This window comes from Pseudomonas sp. H1_D04, assembly GCF_054683855.1.
In genome coordinates this window covers 1,664,239-1,684,397 of record NZ_CP162826.1, presented here as the reverse complement: position 1 = coordinate 1,684,397, position 20,159 = coordinate 1,664,239, and the positions used below count along the sequence as shown (strand labels likewise).

The following is a 20,159-nucleotide window of genomic DNA, read 5'->3' as shown; positions in this document are numbered from 1 at the left end:
GGCGATAATCCGATTCATAAGGCGTGTTTCTGATGGCCAGCCCAGGGCGCCAGCATAAAGCTGAATGCCAGGCCCAGGCTGACCGATAAGCCGAAATTACTCACTGCGGGCGTGCTGGACACCGCCAGCAGGCCGAACGACAACCACGTTGTCAGCGCCGCAAGCAGTGTACCCAGCAGGCTCACGGCAGCACCGCCGATCTGCTCGCGCATCAGGATCGCGTAGTCGACGCTGATCGCCGTCACCAGCAGCAAGCCGAACAGGCTGAACAACGTCAGCGGCTGGCCCAGCCAACCGAGGCTGGCCAGGCTGCACAGTGCGGCCAGTAATGGCAGTGCAACGATGCGCAGGGCGCCGCCGAAACCAAACGGCAGGATCAGCAGCAACACGATCAGCACGCACGACATCAATTTCAGTTCCGCGGCGCTGATCTGGGTGGCGGCGAAGACGCGGTTCAGATCACCGAGGCGATCCACCAACTGCACGCCCGGCAAGTCCACGGCCTGTACCCGCAACAGCGCTGGGTTGTTCAGACCTTGCAGGCTGACCATCGCTGCAACACCGCCGTCCACCGGGCCGAGCCACAGTGTGCGCCAGGGTTCGGCCATCGGGCCTGCCAGTGCCGCGTCAATGTCTTCGGTGGGCAGCGCTTGCAACTGCGCAACTTCAGCTTGCAGGGCGCTGGCCGGCACGCCGAGGTCCAGCAGCGGCTGCCAATGCTGTGGCAGTGTGTTCAGTGCTTCGCGCAGTTGTTGCTGCTCGGCGGGCAGGTTGACCAGTTGATTGAGCGCCAGGTAACCCTGGAGCTTGTCCATATTCACCAATTGATCCAGGCGCTGGCCCAACGCGGCTAGGCGCTCCAGCAATTGCTGTTGATTCTCGGCGCGCACCAGGAAGAACTGGCTGGTGGGTTGGAAACCTGTGATGCGCGCCACGGCCTGGGCCTCTTGCAGCAACTGCGGCGGCGCGCCGATCCACTGGCGGATATCGTTTTTGCTATTGAGCTGCCACAGGCCACCGGCGCAAAACAGCAACACCAGCGCCAGTAGCACCGGGCTCGGCACGCGCGTGAGCAACGCGGCGCGAATCTGCCACAGGCATTCGGCGATACGCAGCGGCCATTGCGCCGGACGCAGTTCGACACCCTTGAGCAATGCCGGCAACAGGCACACGGCCGACAGATACGCACCGACCAGGCCCGCCGCGGAGAACACCGCGATCTGGGTCAGCGCCGGGAACGGCGTCCAGGCCAGCGCCAGGTAACCGATGCAACTGGTAGCCAGGCTCAGGCTCAGCCCTGGCAGGGTCAGGCGCAACGCCGGCCAACTGCGCCAGGGCTTGAGGCTCCAGCTTTTTGACAGGTAGTGCAGCGGGTAATCCACCGCGACGCCAATCAAGCTGGAGCCAAGCACCAAGGTCATCACATGCATATGGCCAAACAGCGCCACACACGCCACGGCGCCAAACAGCATGCCCACCAGTACCGGCACGAAAGCCAGCAATACCCGCCATCGGCGGAACGCCAGCAACAGCAACAGCAGGATGCCCACGGTCGCGCCGCCACCGACCCAGGTGATTTCCCGTGTGGCCTGTTGCTGACCATTGGCGGCGTATAACAAACCACTGGCCGCCAGCAGTTGCGCGCCTTGTTGGCCGGCCTGTTCACGGCTGGCCTGGAGCAAATCCGCTACTTGCAGCGGCAGTTTCATATCAAAGGCATTGCCGGTGGTGCGCGCGCGCAGCAACACCCAACTTTTGCCGTCGGCATCGGCGATCAACGCGCCGCTGCCGATATCCAACTGCACCGAGCCACGTTGCGGCTGGCTGTTCTGGATGCGTCCGGTCAGGCCCAGCCAGTCATCCTGGCTCGGCACCAGGCTGAAGCCGGTGAACGGGTCGAACAGCGCCTGCACGCGCTGCTGGATAAAGGCGTCGGGGTGTTCAATCAGTTGCTCGCGGTCCTTGGTCGAGAGCATCGCCAAACGGCCGCGCAGCAATTGCTCGCGCAGTGCCGGCAAGTCGGCTTGCAGGTTCCACTGCACCTTTTCAAACAGACCGCTGGCCTGCCAGCGCTCGCCCAACTGTTGCGCCACAGCCACCGCTTGCTGGCGGTCGGCATGCCCCACCAGTACCAGCATCTCGCGGTTCAGCGGTTCCTGCATGCGCTGTTCGGCTTGCAGTTCCAAGGCGTTCGGCGTGCTGCCCGGCACCAGTTCCATCAGGTTGGCCGACAGCGGCGCACCGTGGCGCCACTGCCAGCCGGCCAGGGCCAGCACCGCCACCAGCAGGATCAGGAACAGGCGCGGCAACAGGCGCTCACTGGGCAAAGTCGTGTTGCTCCGCGTCGCTCAACGGTTGTTCGGCGGTGCTGTCCTGCATGCGCAGTACGGTGCTGTCGCCTTGGGTTTCCAGCAGTTCGATTTTTTGCACCAGCGCGCCGCCGTCGATATTGATCTGGGTGAACACTTGTTTCAGCAGCAGCGACCGAGGGATCAGCGTCAGCTTCCATTGCGTAGCCTCGCCTTGCAGTTGCAGCTCGAAATCCCGCTGCAAGCCGCTGCTGTCGCCCTGGAGTACGGCGAGGAACAACCGGTTCTGCTCGGCACCGGCGCTCTTGTTTGGCAGTGTCTGCCAGCCATTGGCTTCACGCCGGGCGATGCCTTGGGCGCTGATGCGGTAGTCCTGTTGCAATGGGGTTTTGAGCAGCCATAGCAGGCCGTGGTCTTTGGCGAGGACGAAAGTACCCTTGCTGACCAAGGGCTGTGGCAGGGCGCGCAGGTGTTTTTCCTGGGTGAAGCTGCCGTGGATCACGGAAGGTTTTGCCAACTGATCGCTGAGTTGTTGCAGGTCGAAGGCGTGGGCGCTGACGCTCAGCAGCAGGCCCACAAACAGGATGATCGCTCTCATGCCAGGGCCCTCTCGACCGCATCTGTGAACACTTTGGGTGAGGCCAACTGCATCTCACGGCTGGCCATCTCCACCGCCACTTGCACGGTAGTGGCGCGGGTCAAACGCTCGCCGCTGGCCAGGTCCGTAATCAGGTAATTGACCTTCAAGCGGTTCTCCCATTCCACCAGGCTGGCGCGCACGTTGATCGTCTGGCCGAACACTGCCCCGCGCACGTAGCGCAGTTGCATGTCGATGACCGGCCAGGCATAGCCGGCTTCGAGCATCGCTGTGTAGTTGTGGCCGATCTTGTCCAGCAGCGCGCAGCGCGCCACTTCCAGATACTTCACGTAGTGCCCGTGCCACACCACGTTCATGGTGTCGACGTCGAAAAATGGCACGAGGATTTCGGTGTCGCAGTGCAGTACGCCGGGGCTACGCATGCAGCCTCCAGTGTTGCTCGGCGATGCGTTGCAGGCACAGGCGCAGTTCGCCTTCCAGGGCGCGGTCTTCGATCACCGGCGGGAAGTCCTTGGCCAGTTCCTCATGCATGGCGGCCAACGCCGGTGGCAGCGCCCGCGCATCCTCGGCCTGGGCGCGCAGCCACACACCTTGGTTGGCGGCGAGCAAGGTGGCGGCGGCAACCTGTTCGGTCAGCTCCAACACGCGAATTGCATCGCGGGCGGCGATGGTGCCCATGCTGACTTTGTCCTGGTTGTGGCACTCGGTGGAGCGCGAGAACACGCTGGCCGGCATGGTGTTTTTCAGCGCTTCGGCGGTCCAGGCGCTGGTGCCGATCTGCACGGCCTTGAAGCCATGGTTGATCATCGCGCGGTCGGCTGGCGCGCCAGACAGGTTGCTCGGCAGGCCGTGGTTGTAACGCACGTCAACCAGCAACGCGAGTTGGCGATCGAGCAGGTCAGCTACGTTGGCCACCAGGGTCTTGAGGCTGTCCATGGCAAAGGCGATATGCCCGCCGTAGAAGTGCCCACCGTGCAGCACGCGTTCTTCTTCGGCGTCGATGATCGGGTTGTCGTTAGCGCTGTTCAGCTCGATCTCGATAAACGAACGCAGCCAGTTCAGGCTGTCCGCCAGCACGCCGAGCACGTGGGGCGCGCAGCGCAGCGAATAACGATCCTGCAGGCGATGCAGCGGCGCGGTCGGCGCGTCAATCGCCAGGTCTTTGCGCAGCCAGGCGGCGACTTGCATCTGCCCAGGGTGCGGCTTGGCGGCGAACAGGCGCTCGTCGAAGTGTTCCGGGTTGCCTTGCAGCGCGACCACGTTGAGTGCGGTGATGCGTGTGGCGAGTTGCAGCAGGTAGTCGGCGCGGGCGAAGGCGAGGCAGGCGAGGCCGGTCATCACGGCGGTGCCGTTCATCAGGGCCAGGGCTTCTTTCGGACGTAAAACCAGCGGGTCCCAACCCAACTCGCGGTGCACGTCGGCGGCCTGGCGACGTTCGCCACGGAACATCACCTCGCGCTCGCCGGACAGGGTCGCGGCCACGTAGGACAGCGGCGTCAGATCACCGCTGGCACCCACCGAACCTTCTTCCGGGATCAACGGCAGCACGTCGTGTTCGAGGAACGCGTGCAGGCGCTCCAGCAACTCCACGCGCACGCCTGAAACGCCGTGGCACAACGACTGCAACCGCGCGGCCAGCACGGCACGGGTGGCTTGTGCATCGAGCAATTTACCCAGGCCGCAACCGTGGAAGGTGTACAGGTGACGGGGCAGGGCCTCGACGTGTTGCAACGGCACTGCGACCACGCACGAGTCGCCGTAGCCGGTGGTCACGCCGTAGATCACGCCTTCCTTGTCCAGCAGCGAGTCGAGGAACTGCGCGCCTTTGGCGATGCGCTGGCGATACGCGGCGTCGCCCTGCAACTGGGTGGGCGCCTGACGGTTGGCCAGGGCCAGCACGTCTTCGATGCGCAGGGGGCGTTCGCCAAAGGTTACCGGCTCAAGATGCGTCGTCATCGGTCTTCCAGAAAGGGTAAAAGTTGAACCATTGTTGGGGCGCTTCCAGGCAGAACTGGCCCAGGCGTGCGGCGTAGCGTGAGGTCCACTGAGCGATGACCTGCTCGCGGGTGCTGCGCTTCCATTCGATCAAGGGTGTGAACGGTTCGATAGTCAGGCGATAACGCCCAGTGTGCTTGAGGCACATCAGCAGGTTGACCGGGCATTTGAGCAGGCCGGCCAGCAGCCACGGGCCTTGGGGGAATGCGGCGTCATGGCCGAGGAAATCCACGCGCACCGTGCGCCCGCCGTGCAGCGGCACGCGGTCGCCCGCAATCGCCAGCCACTCGCCCTCGTCCAGGCGCTGGCTCAGCAGCAACATGGTCGCCGGGTCCAACTCGCTGACCTGGATCAGGCGCAGATGACTCGCCCCGGCTTCGCCCAACAGGCGGTTGAATTGTTCGGCGTGCTTGGTGTGCACCAGCACGTTCATGGTGACCTTTTCGCCGATTTCCGCCAGCGCGCGGCACACTTCCAGGTTGCCCAAATGTGCGCCGACCAGCATCTGGCCGCGCTCGCCGCGCAGTTGCCCGCGTAGTTTCGCCGGGTCGTTGATTTCGATTTGTTCCAGGCGCAGCTTGCCGTTCCACACGTCGAGTTTGTCGAGCAGGGAATCGGCGAAGGCCATGAACTGGCCGAATACTTTGCGGTGGCTGGGGCGTAACTCATCGCGCCCGCTCCATTCGGCCAGGCGCTGCTGGTATTGCCAGGCGCTCTGGCGCGCGCTTCGGCCGAACAGGAAAAAGTACAGCACGATGCCGTACAGCACCGGGCTCAGCAGGCGTCGGCCGAGGATTTTGGCCGCGAAGGCGGTGAATTTCATCAGCCAGTAGCTGCCGCGTTCTTCGCGGTCGGCCCAGTGTTGCGTGTTGTCGCTCATGCCTTCCACCGTCGCCACAGGATCATCGGCGCGCGCACCAACATGCCGAAAAACAGCCGCGTATGCATGGCGCTGATACGCACGTTGTCGTGGAACAGGCGAAAGTGCGACAGGCCGTCGGTGGGGTAATGCACTTTCGTCGGCAGCCAGCGCATCGGCTGATTACGCCATGCCAGGCGCACCAGGATGTCCGAGTCGAAGTCCATGCGCGTGCCAATGTAGGCCGAGTCCATCAGCGCCAGCACCGGTGTCAGCGGGTAGACGCGAAAGCCGCACATCGAGTCGCGGATCTGCAGCGACAGCGTGTTGATCCACACCCACACGTGGGTCAGGTAGCGCGCGTACAAGCGGCCTTTGGGCACGCTTTCATCGTATTCGGGGTAGCCGCAGATAATAGCGTCGGGGTGCCTGCGCGAGGTATCGACAAACGTTTCGACTTCGCGCAAATCATGCTGACCGTCGGCGTCCACTTGCAGGGCGTGGGAATAGCCAAGGCGTGCAGCTTCGCGGAAACCCGCCATGACCGCGCCGCCCTTGCCTTGGTTGTGTGGCAGGGTCAGCAGAGTCACGTTATTGAGGGTCGCCAATTGCGCCAACACCGCCGCGCACGCCGGGCTGCTGCCGTCGTCGACCAACAGGCAGGGCAGGCCGCTGTTCAACAGGCTTTGGACCACGGCGGGCACGGCGGCTTCGTGGTTGTAGACCGGGATCAGGGCGCAGGGGTTATGCATCGACAGTCTCCAGCAGAATCCGCCCACTGGAGCAGGCCGCGACGCCGTTGCGGTAGGCGAAATACAGCTTGCCGCGCTCTTGGTCGAAGCGCAGGTGCAATTCGATACGATCGCCGGGGCGTATCAGTTGCTGGAACTTGAGCACTTCCATCCCGGCAAAGGTCGCGGGCAGGTCGAGCAGGTGCTGGCCCAGGTTGAACGCCCATTCCACTTGCACCACGCCCGGCAGCACGGGGGTGACCGGGAAGTGCCCGCTGAAGTAGGCCAGGTCCGGCGGCACACTCAGTTGCACGGTCCATTCGCCATCGGCTTCGATCTGCCCCAACACCTCCGGCGCCTTTGGCCGTGGCGCCAGCAGCAGCGCGGCCACATCGGCCTGGGGCAGTTTGCCCTGGGCGTTCAACGGCAACTGTCGCAGCAGGCGCCAGCGACGGGGCAGGGCCAGGGCTTCGCAATGCTGGCTCAGATGCTGGCGCAGGGTTTGAGTGAGGCTGCGGCGGCCCTGGTTGCGCAGGGCGTGTAGGCCTTCGGCGCTCAATACCACTAGGGCACCGAGTGACGCGCGGTTTTCTTGCACCACGCCCAGGCGCGTTTCCGCGACCCATGGGTGGGCCATCAGCGCTTGTTCCAGCATCGGCAGGGAGATGCGTTTTTCTTCCAGCTTGACGATGCGGTCCAGGCGACCCAGCAGCTCGAAGCGACCATCGGCATGGATATGTGCAGCGTCAGCGGTCTGTTCAATATGCCCTGCTGGCAGGTAAGGCGAGGCGATGCGCAGAGCGCCGTCGGCGTCCTGGCTCAGTTGCACATCGGCAAACGGCTGCCAGGGTTGCGCGCCCTGGCGCCAGGCGATGCCGCCGGTTTCCGAGCTGCCGAGAATTTCCGTCGGCCATTGGTGCAAACGCTCGTAAAGACTGGCGGCGGCTTCGACGGGCAAGGCGCCGCCGGAAGAGAACACTCGCGACACCTGGCTCAGCGCGGGCCAGTCGAGGTTGTCGCCCATGCGTTTGAGCAGTGCCGGGCTGGCCACCCAGGCAAATTGAGGGTGTTCGCGGCTGGCGCGTTGCAAGTCTTCGGGAAAGGCCAGTTGCTTGCGCACAAAGGTACGACCGGCGCACAACGGCCACAGCACCCGGAACAGCAACCCGTAGATGTGCTGGGTGGCGACGCTGCCGATGATGCAGGCGTCTTTAAGGTCCGCACCCCACAAGGCTTCCAGCGCTTGAACCTCGTTGGCTAATTGGCGCAGGGTTTTGTCGATACGCTTGGGCTCGCCGCTGGAGCCGGAGGTGCACAGGCTCAGTTGGCACGTGTCCAGGTCGAGCGCGGCAGCAGGGAACGGCGCCTGGTACAGCGCGTCGAGATCGGCGGGTTCGACCAGCCAGGCGTCGACGGCATCGGCCCAGCGTTGGCGGGTCTGGGGCTGCAGATCGGCGGGAAGCAGTACGCTGACCCCTGCGCGCCAGGCGCCCAGCAGGGCGATCGCCAGCACGCCGGCATCTTCCAGATGCACCGCCAGACGCCGAATACCGCGCGCTTGCAGGCCCGCGGCCAGGCCGAGTGATTGTTCCCACAGTTGGGCGTGATTCATTGCAGGTTCGGTGGTCACCAAACGCTGTTGCAGCGGCTCAAGCAGCAAGTGCTCAAGTTTCAACCCATTCATATGCGGCCTCGAACCCTTTGTCGTACAAGCCATTCCACGGCAAACAACAGCCCCATCAATCCGTAGGCGATCAGGCCGTTGTACAACGTCCACCAGCTCAGTGGCGCCCATAAGGTTAGGGCGGCAGCGAGCAGGCCATTACACAGAAAAAACACGCTCCACACCACGGTGACCTGGCGGGTATACACAATCGCGTTGGGCGGTAACTCCGGGTCGGTCATGCGTGCCAGGCGCTCCACCATCGGCGGGCCGTATTTCAGGCTCAGGCCAAACAGCGCGAGCATGAAGGCACTGACCAGGCTCGGGTACCAGCGCAGCAAGTGCGGGCTGTCGAACCAAGCCAGTAACAGGCAAAACACGATCATCGCCAACGCCATCCAGCGACTGCCGGGACGTGGTGCGCCGATGAACGCGCGCAACAGCCAGAGGCTGCCCAGCAGCAGCCCGAATTGCCACGGCGCAAAATGCTCAGTGCCGTAATACACCGCAAAGGGGTACAGCAGCCCCGCCAACAACAGGCCAAGGCCGATCAGCCGGCTCATGCGGCGGGTTGGACCAGACGGTACACCGCCTCTACCACGTCGTTCACTGTGCGCACGGCCTTGAACTCTTCGGCGGCAATCTTCTTGCCGGTCTGGCGCTTGATATGGTCGATCAGGTCCACGGCATCGATGCTGTCGATTTCCAGGTCCTGATACAGGTTGGCGTCAAGGGTGACGCGCTCTGGGGGGAGTTCAAACAGTTCCACCAAGGCATCGCGCAGGGTGTTGAAAATATCGTCACGAGTTTGCATGGTCCGGTCTCAAGCTGCCTGTCTGGCCGTAACGAACGCCGCAAGGCTCGCCACGTTGGTGAAGTGATTACGGGTGTCCTTGGCGTCGGCATCGATTTTGATGCCGTATTTTTTTTGAATCGCCAGACCCAATTCCAGGGCGTCTACCGAATCCAGGCCCAGGCCTTCGCCGAACAGGGTTTGGTCGCTACCGATGTCGTCGGCGCTGATGTCTTCCAGACCCAGGGCCTCGATGATCAGCGTCTTTATGTCGTGCTCAAGGCGGTGTTGGTCGCTCATCTTCGGCGAGCTCCTTAATGAAATAGTGGTGCAGGTGATCGTTGAGCTTGCGTGAAGCCTGAGGCGCGGGCCCCAGTGCCGCGAACGCCTGTGGTTCTATATCGGCACCCACCCGCAAACTGAAGTGAAAGCGGCGTTTCGGGATGCGATACCAGGGTTCGGCTTTGGTCAAGGTGGTTGGGCTGACCTTGATCACCACGGGGGTGATGATTGTCGCACCCCGCAGCGCAATGGCGGCGGCGCCGCGATGAAAGGCGGGCGCCGCGCCGGGTGTGGTACGGGTGCCTTCAGGAAAGATGATCAGCGTCTGGCCTTCGCGCAGGGCGTCGGCGGCGGCATCGAGCATCTCCGCGCTGCCGTCATTGCTGATATAGCCCGCATCGCGTATCGGCCCCCGGGTGAACGGGTTCTGCCACAGGCTTTGCTTGACCACGCAGTTGGTCTGGCGCATCAGGCCGATCAGAAACACCACATCGATCAGCGACGGGTGGTTGGCAACGATCATCTGGCCGGGGCGGCCGAGTTTCTCGGCGCCTTCGACGCTGTAGGTCAGCACGCCAGCGCGATGCATCATGCGGATAAAGAACCAGAACAGCTTGCTGATGGTGTGACGGGCACGGCGCTGGTGCTTGTCGGCACTGCCCGGCAGGCAGCTGAGCACCGGAAACACCAGCAAGCGCAGGCACAGCCCGCCGACACCAAACAGGAAGAAGCTGGCGGCGGTGGCAAACAGGCGCCAGTAGTAGGCGTCCCGTGGCTTGTCAGTCAGAGCTTGCGTTGCCAGTTCCATACACGGTTCTTCCAGGCATGTTGGCAGGCGCCCTGTTCAGTGAGCAGGGTGCGCAGCAGGTTCAGGGCGTGGGGCCACTGGGTTTGATTGGCTTGGACAGTGCCGGGTGTGAGTTCCAGTTGCCACTCGTCGCCTGGTGTGAGCAACAGGCCGAGGGCGTAGGGGAAGGGCACGTCAACGATCCAACTGGCGTAAGCCTCGGGCGGCTGTTCTTCGGTGATCACCAGCAATACCGCCGGGGCGCCTTCATTGAGCAGCGCGGCGGCTTCGAGCATGCCGTGCTCCAGGCCATCGCCGGCGGCGGCGAGGGCGGTCATTTCACTGGTTTCATTACGCAGAATCGACCAGAGGCCAATCACTGCGTTATGCACAGACAGGCTGAACTGGGTCGGGGACAGCGGCTGCTCGTTGGCCAGGTCGCTGAGGATGTCTAGAGTGCGTGGGGTTTCGCCGTGCCGGGAAATAAACACCAGCGGCAGGTCTTGCAGGCCTTCTGCAAGGGGCCAGCCCACGCTGAAGGCCATGCGCGCCAGCCGGCTCAGGCGGCGGCGCTGCATGGCGGGCAAGAAGGATACGTCGGGCGAGGCATCGCTGGCGGGCAGCAGCACCGGCGCCTGGCACCATGCGCGCCATTCGTCCGCACTTTCCAGCCCTGGGGCCCAGGCACGCCATTGGGCAATGTTGAAGTTGATCACTGAGAAGTTATCCCGCCCCTGCGGGCTTCCATGTGCGGCTTTTGGCCCCGAATACCGGGACAGGGAGCAATAGCCGAATGGCGCGCATTATCCCGGTGCCGCGGGGTTCTAGCAAACTTTGGTAAAGATTTGTTCACGGCTGAATACAATTTGTTGGTAAGGATTTACAGATTGTCCTTTATCGATGGCTGAGTTGGATTGTCGGACCGTTCCTATTCTTTTGTGTGTGAGGTGCGACGACCTGTCTAGAGTGCGGCAATGGATGGATGAACGAGGTAGCTAACAGGCGCTTTTGCCCTCTACACTCGGACATTCATTGATACACGGAGGTTTTTCCATGCGGCGTGTGGTGTTCAATCAGAAAGGCGGCGTTGGCAAGTCCAGCATCGCCTGCAACCTGGCGGCGGTCAGTGCCAGCGAAGGCTATCGAACCCTGTTGGTGGACCTCGATGCACAAGCCAACTCAACCCAGTACCTCACCGGGCTGACCGGCGACGACATTCCCATGGGGATCGCGGACTTTTTCAAGCAAACCCTGTCTTCCGGGCCGTTTTCGAAGAAGAACAAGGTCGATATCTACGAAACGCCCTTCGATAACCTGCACGTCATTACCGCGACGGCCGAACTCGCGGACTTGCAGCCCAAGCTTGAAGCCAAGCACAAGATCAACAAGCTGCGAAAGCTGCTGGATGAGCTGAGCGAAGATTACGACCGGATTTACCTGGATACACCGCCAGCCCTGAACTTTTATGCGGTTTCGGCGCTGATTGCTGCTGATCGTGTGTTGATCCCCTTCGATTGCGACAGCTTCTCGCGGCAGGCCCTGTATGGCCTGCTGGCCGAAATCGAAGAATTGAAGGAAGACCACAACGAAGGCCTCGAAGTCGAAGGTATCGTGGTCAACCAGTTCCAGGCCCGAGCGAGTCTGCCGCAGCAGATGCTGGAGGAGTTGATCAACGAAGGGTTGCCGGTGCTTCCGGTGTACCTGGCCAGTTCGGTGCGCATGCGCGAGTCCCATCAGGAGAACAAGCCGCTGATCCACCTCGACCCACGGCACAAGCTGACCCAGCAGTTCGTGGAATTGCATAACTTGCTTGAAAGCGCCTGACCTGTGGGAGAGGGCTTGCCCCCGATAGCGGTATGCCAGCTAGCTCATCTGGAGCTGACCCACCGCATCGGGAGCAAGCCCCCTCCCACACTGTCCAGCATTGTCCTTGAGGTTCGGTTACACCCCCTGGCTACGCAACCAACTCATCAACTGCGGCAACGGAAACGCTCCACTCTGACGCGCCACTTCGCGACCATTCTTGAACAGAATCAGGCTCGGAATCGACCGAATCCCTAACTGCGCCGACAACTGTTGATTGGCCTCGCTGTCCAGCTTGGCCAACCGGCACTTGCCCTCCAGCTGTCCGGCAGCCTGTTCAAACACTGGTGCGAACGACTTGCACGGTCCGCACCAGTCGGCCCAAACGTCCACCAGAAGCGGCAGGTCGCCTTTGATCTGGCTGGCGTAGTCGCCTTGTTTCAGCTCAAAAGGCTTATTCAACAAAACGGGCTGTTTGCAACGCCCGCATTTGGGGGCATCTGCCAGGCGTTCGCCGGGGATGCGGTTGAGGCCGTTGCAATGAGGGCAGGGTATGACGAGAGGTTCGGACATTGAGGGCTCCTGGAAATGGCCAATAGGCTCTATTTGGAGCCAGCAATGATAGTTATCAAGCGAAACACATGATTGTAGAAAGGGCGCTCATTGCTCTCGTGGTCACGACGAACAACTGATCTCCAAATGCTTTCCCCAATCCGGCGGCCGCTGCGCGTACTGCTCCATCCCCGCTTGCTCCTCGAACGGCCTGGAAAGCACCTCATGCAATCGCCGAACTTCGCTGTAGTCGCCCGACTCGGCTGCGGTGATGGCGTTCTGGGCGAGGTAGTTGCGCAGGATGTACAGCGGATTCACGGCGTGCATCCGCTCGCGGCGCTGTTCCTCGCTGGAGTCTGCGTCCCGTGCAACACGTTCCTTGTACTGCTCGGCCCAGGCATCGAACCCGGCCATGTCGACAAAATCATCGCGCAACCGCGCTACGGCCAGCGCCGCTGACTCATCCCCAAGGCGACGGAAGAACAGCGTGTAATCCACACCGCTGTTCTGCATCAATTTCAGCAGGCGCTCCACCAGTTGCTGGTCGTCGTCTTCGGCGGTGGTGAGCCCGAGTCGGCGACGCATCAGGTCCAGGTAGTGCGCCTGGTACAGCGGCAGGTACAGGCCGAGGGCCTCCTTCAAGGCATCGACGCTGATAAACGGCGTGAGCGCCTGGGCCAGCGCACTGAGGTTCCACTGTCCAATCGGCACCTGATTGCTGAAGGAGTAGCGCCCTTCATGGTCCGAATGGTTGCAGATGAAGTGCGCGTCAAAGTCATCAAGAAACGCGAACGGCCCGAAGTCGAAGGTGATGCCCAGGATTGACATGTTGTCGGTGTTCATCACGCCATGGCAGAAGCCATAGGCCTGCCATTTGGCGATCATCTCGGCGTTGCGCTCGACGATTTCACGGAACATCGCCAGGTACGGTTCGGGCTGTTCGCGGCACTCGGGGTAGTGCAGGTTCAGCACATGCCCGGCCAGTTCGGCTTGCTGCTCGGGCTTCTTGGTGTAGTAGAAGTATTCGAAATGCCCGAAGCGGATATGGCTGGGCGCGAGGCGCAACACCATGGCACCCCGCTCCTGTTTTTCCCGCCATACCGGCGTGCTGGAGCCGATTACACACAGCGCGCGGCTGCTGGGGATGCCCAACGCGTGGAGTGCTTCGCTGGCGAGGAACTCACGAATCGAGGAGCGTAAAACCGCACGGCCATCGCCCATCCGCGAGTAAGGCGTCATCCCGGCACCCTTGAGGTGCAGGTCCCAATGTTCGCCGGCCTCGTTGTACACCTCGCCCAGCAACAACCCACGGCCGTCGCCCAGCTGAGGGGTATAGCCGCCGAACTGGTGCCCGGAATAGATCATCGCGCGCGGTTCTGCTTCGGCCCACAGCTTGTGGCCGCTGAACAGTTCGGCGAATACCGGCGTTTCGGCCACCGCCGGGTCGAGGTCGAGCAGGGCCATGGCGGCGTTGCTCGCCACGACAAGGCGAGGCTCGTCGAGGGGTTCGGGCAAAACGTGGGTTGAGAACGCGTCGCCCAGGCGTGCGAAGCGGTTGTCGAAGGTCAGTTCGTCGAGGGCTTTCACCGGCCATCTCCAGCAGAATGTCCGAGCATTCTGCTGGGGATAGACGCTTTAGTCGAGTTTGCTGGGCGGCGGTTCCGGAGCATCGTCGACTTTGCCGGGCGGCGGCTCGGGGGCGTCCTGTTCGGTGGCGGGCCCGGCGATGGTCTTGCGATCATCCTCGACCGGCACCAGTTTGTACTCCTGGCCATGCATGTTCTTGAGGTACACCTCCATCTGCCGGAACGAGATGTTGATGTGCTGCTTCTTGAACTCACGGTTGATGTAGCGGTTGACCTCGTCGAGTACCGGGTTGCGGTCACCCAGGTCGCGCACGTGCATACGCAGCTCGTGGTCGAGGGTGCTTTCGCCGAAGTTGAGGAAGTACACGTGAGGTTCCGGTTCCTTCAGCACCCGTGGATTTTCCCTCGCGGCCTTGAGCAGCAATTCCTTCACCAGGTCCAGATCGGAGCCGTAGTCCACGCCCAGTTTCAGAGTGACGCGGGTGATGGTGTCGGTCAGCGACCAGTTAATCAGTTGCCCGGTAATGAACGTCTTGTTCGGGACAATGATGTCCTTGCGGTCGAAGTCGGTGATGGTGGTGGCGCGGATGCGGATTTTGCTCACCGTGCCCGACAGGTTGCCGATGGTGATGGTGTCGCCGATACGCACCGGGCGTTCGAACAGGATCATGATGCCGGAGATAAAGTTGGCGAAGATCTCCTGCATGCCGAAGCCCAAGCCCACCGACAGCGCGGCGACCAGCCACTGCAGCTTGTCCCAGCTCACGCCGAGGGTAGACAGGGTGGACACGAAGCCGACGCCGGCAATCACATAGGACAGCAGCGTGGTGGTGGCGTAGGCGCTGCCCTGGGCCAGATCCAGTTTGGACAGCACCAACACCTCCAGCAGACCGGGCAGGTTGCGCGCCAGGGCGAAGGTGATACCGATGATGATCAGCGCGCCGAGCAAGTCGCCGATGCTGATGGGCACCATGCTGATATTGGCACCGGTGCCGCTGGTGTATTCGTACAGCGTGACGTTATCCAGGTACGAAAACACCGAGATCAGGTCCGACCACACCCAGTACAACGCGGCGATAAAGCCGCCCAGCAGGGCCAGGCGAATCAGGCGCATGGACTGTTCGTTGACCTGCTCGATGTCCAGGGTCGGCTCTTCGATTACCGCTTCGCCGTCACCTGCTTCCTTGGCGGCCTGGCGTTTGGCCAGGGCGCGGGAATAAGCCAGGCGCCGGGCGGCAACGCCTAGGCCGCGGACGAAGGTGGCTTCGATGACCAGCCAAAACATCAACAGGTACAAGGTGTTGATCAGTCGGTCGCTGAGCTTGAGGGCGGTGTAGTAGTAGCCAAAGCACACGGCAATAAACAGGGCGATCGGCAGTGCGGTGAATACCAGGCCCACGGATTTGCGGAACAGCGAGGCTTTTTCGTGGGTCGGGCTGTGCAGCAGCAGGCGCCCGAGCAGCCAGGCCATCAGGGCGTAGCAGGTCAGGACCACGGCGATGCCCAGCACGTCGTCGGCCAGTGCCGCCGGTTGATGCTCGGCAATCGCCACCACGGCCACCAGAGCCAATACCACCAGCCCGAGTTTGCGTACCCAACCCTGGAGGAATTCGACCTGGGGTTTTTCCCAGCGGAAGTGCAGTTCCGCCACGCCGCCCGGCGCCAGGATGCGGTAGGCGGTGTAGAACACCAGCCACGCCTGGGCCAGTTGCAGCAGGGCTGAACCCAGGTTGGCGTTTTGCCCACGGGCGTCGATCTGCAGCGCGTAGCCGCACAGCGCCAGTCCCAGCGATACGGGCATGGCCAGCAGGATATTGATCAAGATGGCTTGCGGCGTGTGCCACTGGCTGTCGCGCTTGAAGTGCCCGATGTCCAGATGGACCTTGTTCAGGCGTTGGTACAGGGCCTTGCGTCGCCACAGCAGTGCGCCGATCAATAGCAGCAATGGCAGGAACAGTAGCGGGCGCTGGGTCAGGCCGTCGTACAGCTCACTGACGCTGGACGCCCAGGGCAGGGTGGTGACTTGCTTGCTCAAGTGCGCCGGCACGGTTTCCAGCCACTCGGTGTCCAGCGGCTTGTTACTGGGGATCCAGAACATCTGCTCATCCAGCGTCGCGCGCAGGGTGGTGGCGGTGCTGAGCAGTTGTTTCTGGTTCAGTTGCAGGGTGATGGACTCATTGAGCAGCGCGCTCAACTCACGACTCAGGCGCTCCAGCAGGTCGCTGCGGGTAATCGCCAGTTCCAGCAGGGTTCGGCGCAGTTGTGGGGTGATGTCATCCGGTGGCTGGTTGGCCAGCAGATTGTCCACATAGGTGCTGGGGGAACTGATCAGCTCACGCTGTTGGTTGACCTCAAACTGGTACAGGCGAATGTTGGCGATGTCGTCCGCCAGGTCGCGGTCCACCGTCAGGCGTGGCAGCGCTTGTTTTTGCTTATACAGAATCTTCGACAGCAGCAGGCTGCCCTTGAGCACGTTGATCTGCTCGTCCAGGGCCGAGTCGCTCTGGGTCACGGTGTCCAGTTGCTGCTTGGTCTGCAGGTTCTTCTGGGTCAGGTCGTTGAGGCGGTCGGTGCTTTTGAGCAGGTAGTCGGACAGCTTCAGGTTGGCCGCGCTTTCGGTGGCCAACAGGCTACTGCCACCGGCCTTTTGCGCTTCGATCGACTGCTGGGTGACGGTCTGTTGGGACTGGGCCAGGCGTTTCTGGTTGATCAGGGTTTGCAGGTCCTGGATTTCTTGTTCCAGGCGCGCGGTCTTTTCCACCACGAGGTCGTGCTGGCTGTTGCCCAGGTCTTGCAGTTGGCTGTTGCCGGCCAGTTCCTGGCGGCGCAGGGGGATCAGGGCATTGAGCGCAGCGAGTTCGGCATTCAGTTGGTTGCGCTGGTCGCCGCTGAGGGCTTTGCCATTGTCTTTACCGGCCTTGAGGGTCGCGTTGATCTGCTGGATGCGCGTCTGGCTGCTGCTGATTTCGGTCTGCGCGCGTTCGGGGCGTGTTTGGGCAGCGATGGTCAGGCTGTTGGCTTCGGCCAGGTCTTTTTGCAGGTCGCCTTGCTGGGTGGTGCGTTGCACCAGCAATTGCTCAAGCTGTGGCACGGGCAGCGTGGCATAGCGTTGGGCCACCGGGATGATTTTGGTGGCCTTGAGCCGGGTCAGCTCGCGCTGGTTTTCGCTGGTCTGGCGCGGCGCGTCTTCCAGCTGGCGCTTGAGGTCAGTGAGGCGCTGCTCATAATCCTGCTGGTTGCCCAGGTAGGTCAGGGTCTGTTGCAGGATCGACTGCAGCGCCTTCATGTCGGCGTCGGGCAGTTTGCGATCAGGCAGCTTGTCCAGGGTTTGCTGAATGGCGTCGGCGCTGGGCGGCTCGGCGGCGTAGACGCTGCCGACACAAAGGGTCAGGCCCAGCAGGGCAGTGGCGAGAAAAGTGCGCAGGGTTGGCATAGAGACCGGTCTTGCAAGGTGAAGAATCGGGAGCGTGCTGTCGCTCCGCAGTTTAGAGGAAGAGTCCGGGGCCCGGGCGACTTCCTTCGGGGAATCTGACGCCCACTTTGCCGATCTTGTTCCCGTCCATGACCGCGACGGTCCAGATGGTGTTGTTCCACTCCACCTGGTCGCCGACGATAGGGGCGCCGCCGACTTTCTGGTTGATGAAGCTGCTCAGTGGCATGTCCGGGTCGATACCTTCCAGCTTCAGGCCGTAAAGGGCCGAAACCGCGCCCAGTTGGGCGTCGCCTTCCAGCACGAAGTCGCCGAAGAAGCGCAGATCGAGGCCGCGTTGTGGTGCCTGGCTGAACAGTTTGCCGAGGGCTGGCAGGTTGTGTTCATGGCCGATCACACAGAGCAGATCGTCGACTTCCAGCACCGTACTACCCGACGGATGGAGCAGTTGCTGGCCCCGGAACAGCGCAGCAATCCGCGTGCCTTCAGGCATTTTCAGTTCGCGCAGCGCTGCCCCGATGCACCATTTTTCGGCGCCCAGGCGGTAGACGAAAAGCTCCCACTCGCTGGTGACGTGTACTTCCAGGGCGGCGCGAGAGATCGGAGCGGGGTCCGGCGGTACGGTCACTTTCAGCAACTTGGCCACCCACGGAAGGCTCGTGCCCTGCACCAGCAGCGAGACCAGCACGATAAAGAACGCCAGGTTGAAGTACAGCTGTGCGTGGGGCAGTCCGGCCATCAGCGGGAATACCGCGAGAATGATCGGGACTGCGCCGCGCAGACCGACCCAGGCGATAAAGCCTTTTTCGCGACCGTGGAACGCTTTGAACGGCAGCAGGCCGACGATCACCGACAGGGGACGCGCAAACAGGATCATCCACAGCGCCAGGCCCAGGGCCGGCAGAGCGATTGGCAGCAAATCATGGGGCGTGACCAGCAGGCCAAGCACCAGGAACATGCCGATTTGCGCGAGCCAGGCCATGCCGTCGAGCATGTGCAAAATGCCATGCCGACTGCGCACCGGGCGGTTGCCGATTACCAGGCCGCACAGGTACACGGCAAGGAAGCCGCTGCCGTGCAAGGCGTTGGTCAGGGCGAAGACGAACAGGCCGCCGGCGATCACCAGGATCGGATAAAGGCCGGTCGCCAGATTGATACGGTTGACCATCTGCAGCATCAGCCAACCGCCGCCCAGGCCGACGATGCCGCCGATACCGAATTCGCGTACCAGATGAGTCAGCAGGCTCCAGTGCAGGCCAGTCTGACCGCTGGCGAGCATGTCAATCAGGGTGACGGTGAGGAACACCGCCATTGGGTCGTTGCTGCCGGATTCGATTTCCAGAGTGGCGGTGACCCGTTCGTTCAGGCCCTTGCCGCCGAGCAGCGAGAACACCGCCGCAGCGTCTGTGGAGCCGACAATCGCGCCAATCAGCAAGCCTTGAATAATATTGAGGTCAAACAACCAGGCCGCCGCCATACCCGTGAGGCCGGTGGTAATCAACACCCCCACCGTGGCCAGGGACAGTGCTGGCCAAAGCGCCACTCGGAAACTCGCCACCCGCGTGCGCAACCCGCCGTCAAGCAGGATTACGGCCAGTGCGAGGTTGCCCACCAGGTAGGCGGTTGGGTAGTTATCGAAAATGATGCCGCCGCCATCGACGCCGGCGACCATGCCCACGGCCAGGATGATCACCAGGATCGGGATGCCCAGGCGCGACGAAAGAGAACTCACCAGAATGCTCGCACTCACCAGCAACGCGCCGATCAAGAACAGGCTGTTGATGGTCGTCGCATTCAAAGGCAGTACTCCATGAGCAAATAAGACGGGACGCAAACTGACCATGCAGTCTGCGTGCCAGGGATTCTAACCTGTTGAATTGCTGTGCTGTCAAAAAGCTTTTAACGCCGGGCGCAGATCTGAATGTGGGAGGGGGCTTGCCCCCGATGGCGGTATGTCAGTCAGCTTATCTGTAACTGACCCACCGCTATCGGGGGCAAGCCCCCTCCCACATTTTTAGAGGCGAAACCGCCCCACCATCCCATTCAAATCCACCGCCAGGCGCGACAGCTCACTGCTGGCCGCACTGGTCTGGCTGGCGCCGGTCGCCGACTGCACCGACAGGTCACGAATGTTCACCAGGTTGCGGTCCACTTCCCGCGCCACCTGCGCCTGCTCTTCCGCCGCGCTGGCGATCACCAGGTTGCGCTCGTTGATCTCGACAATCGCCGTGTTGATGGTGTCCAGCGACATCCCGGCACCTTTGGCGATGTTCAGCGTCGACTCAGCGCGCTCGGTGCTGTTGCGCATCGAATCCACCGCGTGCTCGGTGCCGGCCTGGATACTGCCGATCATCCGCTCGATCTCGCTGGTGGACTGCTGGGTGCGATGGGCCAACGCCCGTACTTCATCGGCAACCACCGCGAAACCACGCCCGGCTTCGCCGGCACGCGCGGCTTCAATCGCCGCGTTCAGGGCCAGCAGATTGGTCTGGTCAGCCAGGCCGCGAATCACGTCCAGCACTTTGCCAATATCACGCGACTCATTGGCCAGGTCGCCAATCAGGGTGGCGGTGGCTTGTACATCGCCGCTCATGCGCTCGATGGCGCTGACGGTTTCCTGCACCAAGTCACGGCCGTCACCGGCTGAGGTGGTGGCGTTGCGCGAGGCCTCGGAGGTGCTCACCGCATTGCGCGCGACTTCTTCGACGGCGCTGGTCATCTCGTTGACGGCGGTGGCGGCTTGCTCGATCTCGTTGTTCTGCTGGGTCAGG

General features: G+C 62.4%; 17 protein-coding genes and 1 pseudogene. 1 reads left to right on the top strand and 17 read right to left on the bottom strand.

The genetic code is table 11. The annotated features are described in order from the left end of the window. Positions 1 to 14: 14 nt before the first annotated feature. From AB4N82_RS07750 to AB4N82_RS07695, 12 genes are read right to left on the bottom strand one after another with little or no spacing between them, the layout of a single operon-like run. Positions 15 to 2,327 (bottom strand): MMPL family transporter, encoded by a 2,313-nt coding sequence (locus tag AB4N82_RS07750; RefSeq protein WP_032890312.1) that lies wholly within the window; start codon positions 2,325 to 2,327, stop codon positions 15 to 17. Continuing rightward, positions 2,317 to 2,907: an outer membrane lipoprotein carrier protein LolA gene (locus AB4N82_RS07745; RefSeq protein ID WP_095186114.1), complete on the bottom strand. Its 591-nt coding sequence runs from the start codon at positions 2,905 to 2,907 to the stop codon at positions 2,317 to 2,319. The genes AB4N82_RS07750 and AB4N82_RS07745 overlap by 11 nt, the downstream gene beginning before the upstream one ends. After that, positions 2,904 to 3,329, bottom strand: coding sequence for an acyl-CoA thioesterase (locus AB4N82_RS07740; protein ID WP_032890316.1), 426 nt, complete (start codon positions 3,327 to 3,329; stop codon positions 2,904 to 2,906). Before AB4N82_RS07740 ends, AB4N82_RS07745 begins: the two co-directional genes overlap by 4 nt. Beyond that, positions 3,322 to 4,863: an HAL/PAL/TAL family ammonia-lyase gene (locus AB4N82_RS07735; protein ID WP_032890318.1), complete on the bottom strand. Its 1,542-nt coding sequence runs from the start codon at positions 4,861 to 4,863 to the stop codon at positions 3,322 to 3,324. The genes AB4N82_RS07740 and AB4N82_RS07735 overlap by 8 nt, the downstream gene beginning before the upstream one ends. Then, positions 4,847 to 5,782 (bottom strand): LpxL/LpxP family acyltransferase, encoded by a 936-nt coding sequence (locus tag AB4N82_RS07730; protein ID WP_122756635.1) that lies wholly within the window; start codon positions 5,780 to 5,782, stop codon positions 4,847 to 4,849. The genes AB4N82_RS07735 and AB4N82_RS07730 overlap by 17 nt, the downstream gene beginning before the upstream one ends. Continuing rightward, a complete protein-coding gene (locus AB4N82_RS07725) occupies positions 5,779 to 6,513 on the bottom strand; it encodes a glycosyltransferase family 2 protein (RefSeq protein ID WP_095186112.1) in 735 nt (244 codons plus the stop codon). The genes AB4N82_RS07730 and AB4N82_RS07725 overlap by 4 nt, the downstream gene beginning before the upstream one ends. Further along, on the bottom strand, positions 6,506 to 8,176 hold the full coding sequence (locus AB4N82_RS07720) for an ApeI family dehydratase (RefSeq protein ID WP_122764229.1): 1,671 nt from the start codon (positions 8,174 to 8,176) through the stop codon (positions 6,506 to 6,508). Before AB4N82_RS07720 ends, AB4N82_RS07725 begins: the two co-directional genes overlap by 8 nt. Continuing rightward, on the bottom strand, positions 8,173 to 8,718 hold the full coding sequence (locus AB4N82_RS07715) for a COG4648 family protein (RefSeq protein WP_032890326.1): 546 nt from the start codon (positions 8,716 to 8,718) through the stop codon (positions 8,173 to 8,175). The genes AB4N82_RS07720 and AB4N82_RS07715 overlap by 4 nt, the downstream gene beginning before the upstream one ends. Then, entirely contained in the window at positions 8,715 to 8,969 is a 255-nt protein-coding gene (locus tag AB4N82_RS07710) for an acyl carrier protein (protein ID WP_003187949.1), read from the bottom strand. Before AB4N82_RS07710 ends, AB4N82_RS07715 begins: the two co-directional genes overlap by 4 nt. Positions 8,970 to 8,978: 9 nt before the next feature. Beyond that, complete coding sequence (locus AB4N82_RS07705) at positions 8,979 to 9,248, bottom strand: phosphopantetheine-binding protein (RefSeq protein WP_010563239.1); 270 nt, start codon at positions 9,246 to 9,248, stop codon at positions 8,979 to 8,981. Beyond that, a complete protein-coding gene (locus AB4N82_RS07700; RefSeq protein WP_032890329.1) occupies positions 9,226 to 10,038 on the bottom strand; it encodes a lysophospholipid acyltransferase family protein in 813 nt (270 codons plus the stop codon). The genes AB4N82_RS07705 and AB4N82_RS07700 overlap by 23 nt, the downstream gene beginning before the upstream one ends. Continuing rightward, the gene (locus AB4N82_RS07695; RefSeq protein WP_032890331.1) at positions 10,014 to 10,733 is read right to left on the bottom strand and encodes a beta-ketoacyl synthase chain length factor; all 720 of its coding nucleotides are present in this window, start codon (positions 10,731 to 10,733) and stop codon (positions 10,014 to 10,016) included. Before AB4N82_RS07695 ends, AB4N82_RS07700 begins: the two co-directional genes overlap by 25 nt. A 337-nt stretch (positions 10,734 to 11,070) precedes the next feature. Between AB4N82_RS07695 and AB4N82_RS07690 the strand changes: the two genes are divergently transcribed. After that, complete coding sequence (locus tag AB4N82_RS07690) at positions 11,071 to 11,841, top strand: ParA family protein (protein WP_122764228.1); 771 nt, start codon at positions 11,071 to 11,073, stop codon at positions 11,839 to 11,841. A 117-nt stretch (positions 11,842 to 11,958) separates the two neighbouring features. On the opposite strand, the gene trxC is transcribed toward AB4N82_RS07690, so the two are convergent. From trxC to AB4N82_RS07665, 5 genes and pseudogenes are all read right to left on the bottom strand, one after another. After that, on the bottom strand, positions 11,959 to 12,393 hold the full coding sequence (gene trxC / locus AB4N82_RS07685) for a thioredoxin TrxC (protein WP_032890334.1): 435 nt from the start codon (positions 12,391 to 12,393) through the stop codon (positions 11,959 to 11,961). A 102-nt stretch (positions 12,394 to 12,495) separates the two neighbouring features. After that, positions 12,496 to 13,959, bottom strand: a complete 1,464-nt coding sequence (gene selO, locus AB4N82_RS07680) for a protein adenylyltransferase SelO (RefSeq protein ID WP_122764227.1) — start codon at positions 13,957 to 13,959, stop codon at positions 12,496 to 12,498. Positions 13,960 to 14,007: 48 nt separating this feature from the next. Next, positions 14,008 to 17,391, bottom strand: coding sequence for a mechanosensitive channel MscK (mscK, locus tag AB4N82_RS07675; protein ID WP_032890337.1), 3,384 nt, complete (start codon positions 17,389 to 17,391; stop codon positions 14,008 to 14,010). Between the two features lie 52 nt (positions 17,392 to 17,443). Next, positions 17,444 to 19,186, bottom strand: a complete 1,743-nt coding sequence (locus AB4N82_RS07670; protein WP_032890339.1) for a potassium/proton antiporter — start codon at positions 19,184 to 19,186, stop codon at positions 17,444 to 17,446. A gap of 216 nt (positions 19,187 to 19,402) precedes the next feature. Then, positions 19,403 to 20,002: pseudogene (locus AB4N82_RS07665) on the bottom strand (methyl-accepting chemotaxis protein); the annotation flags it as partial. Positions 20,003 to 20,159 lie beyond the last annotated feature (157 nt).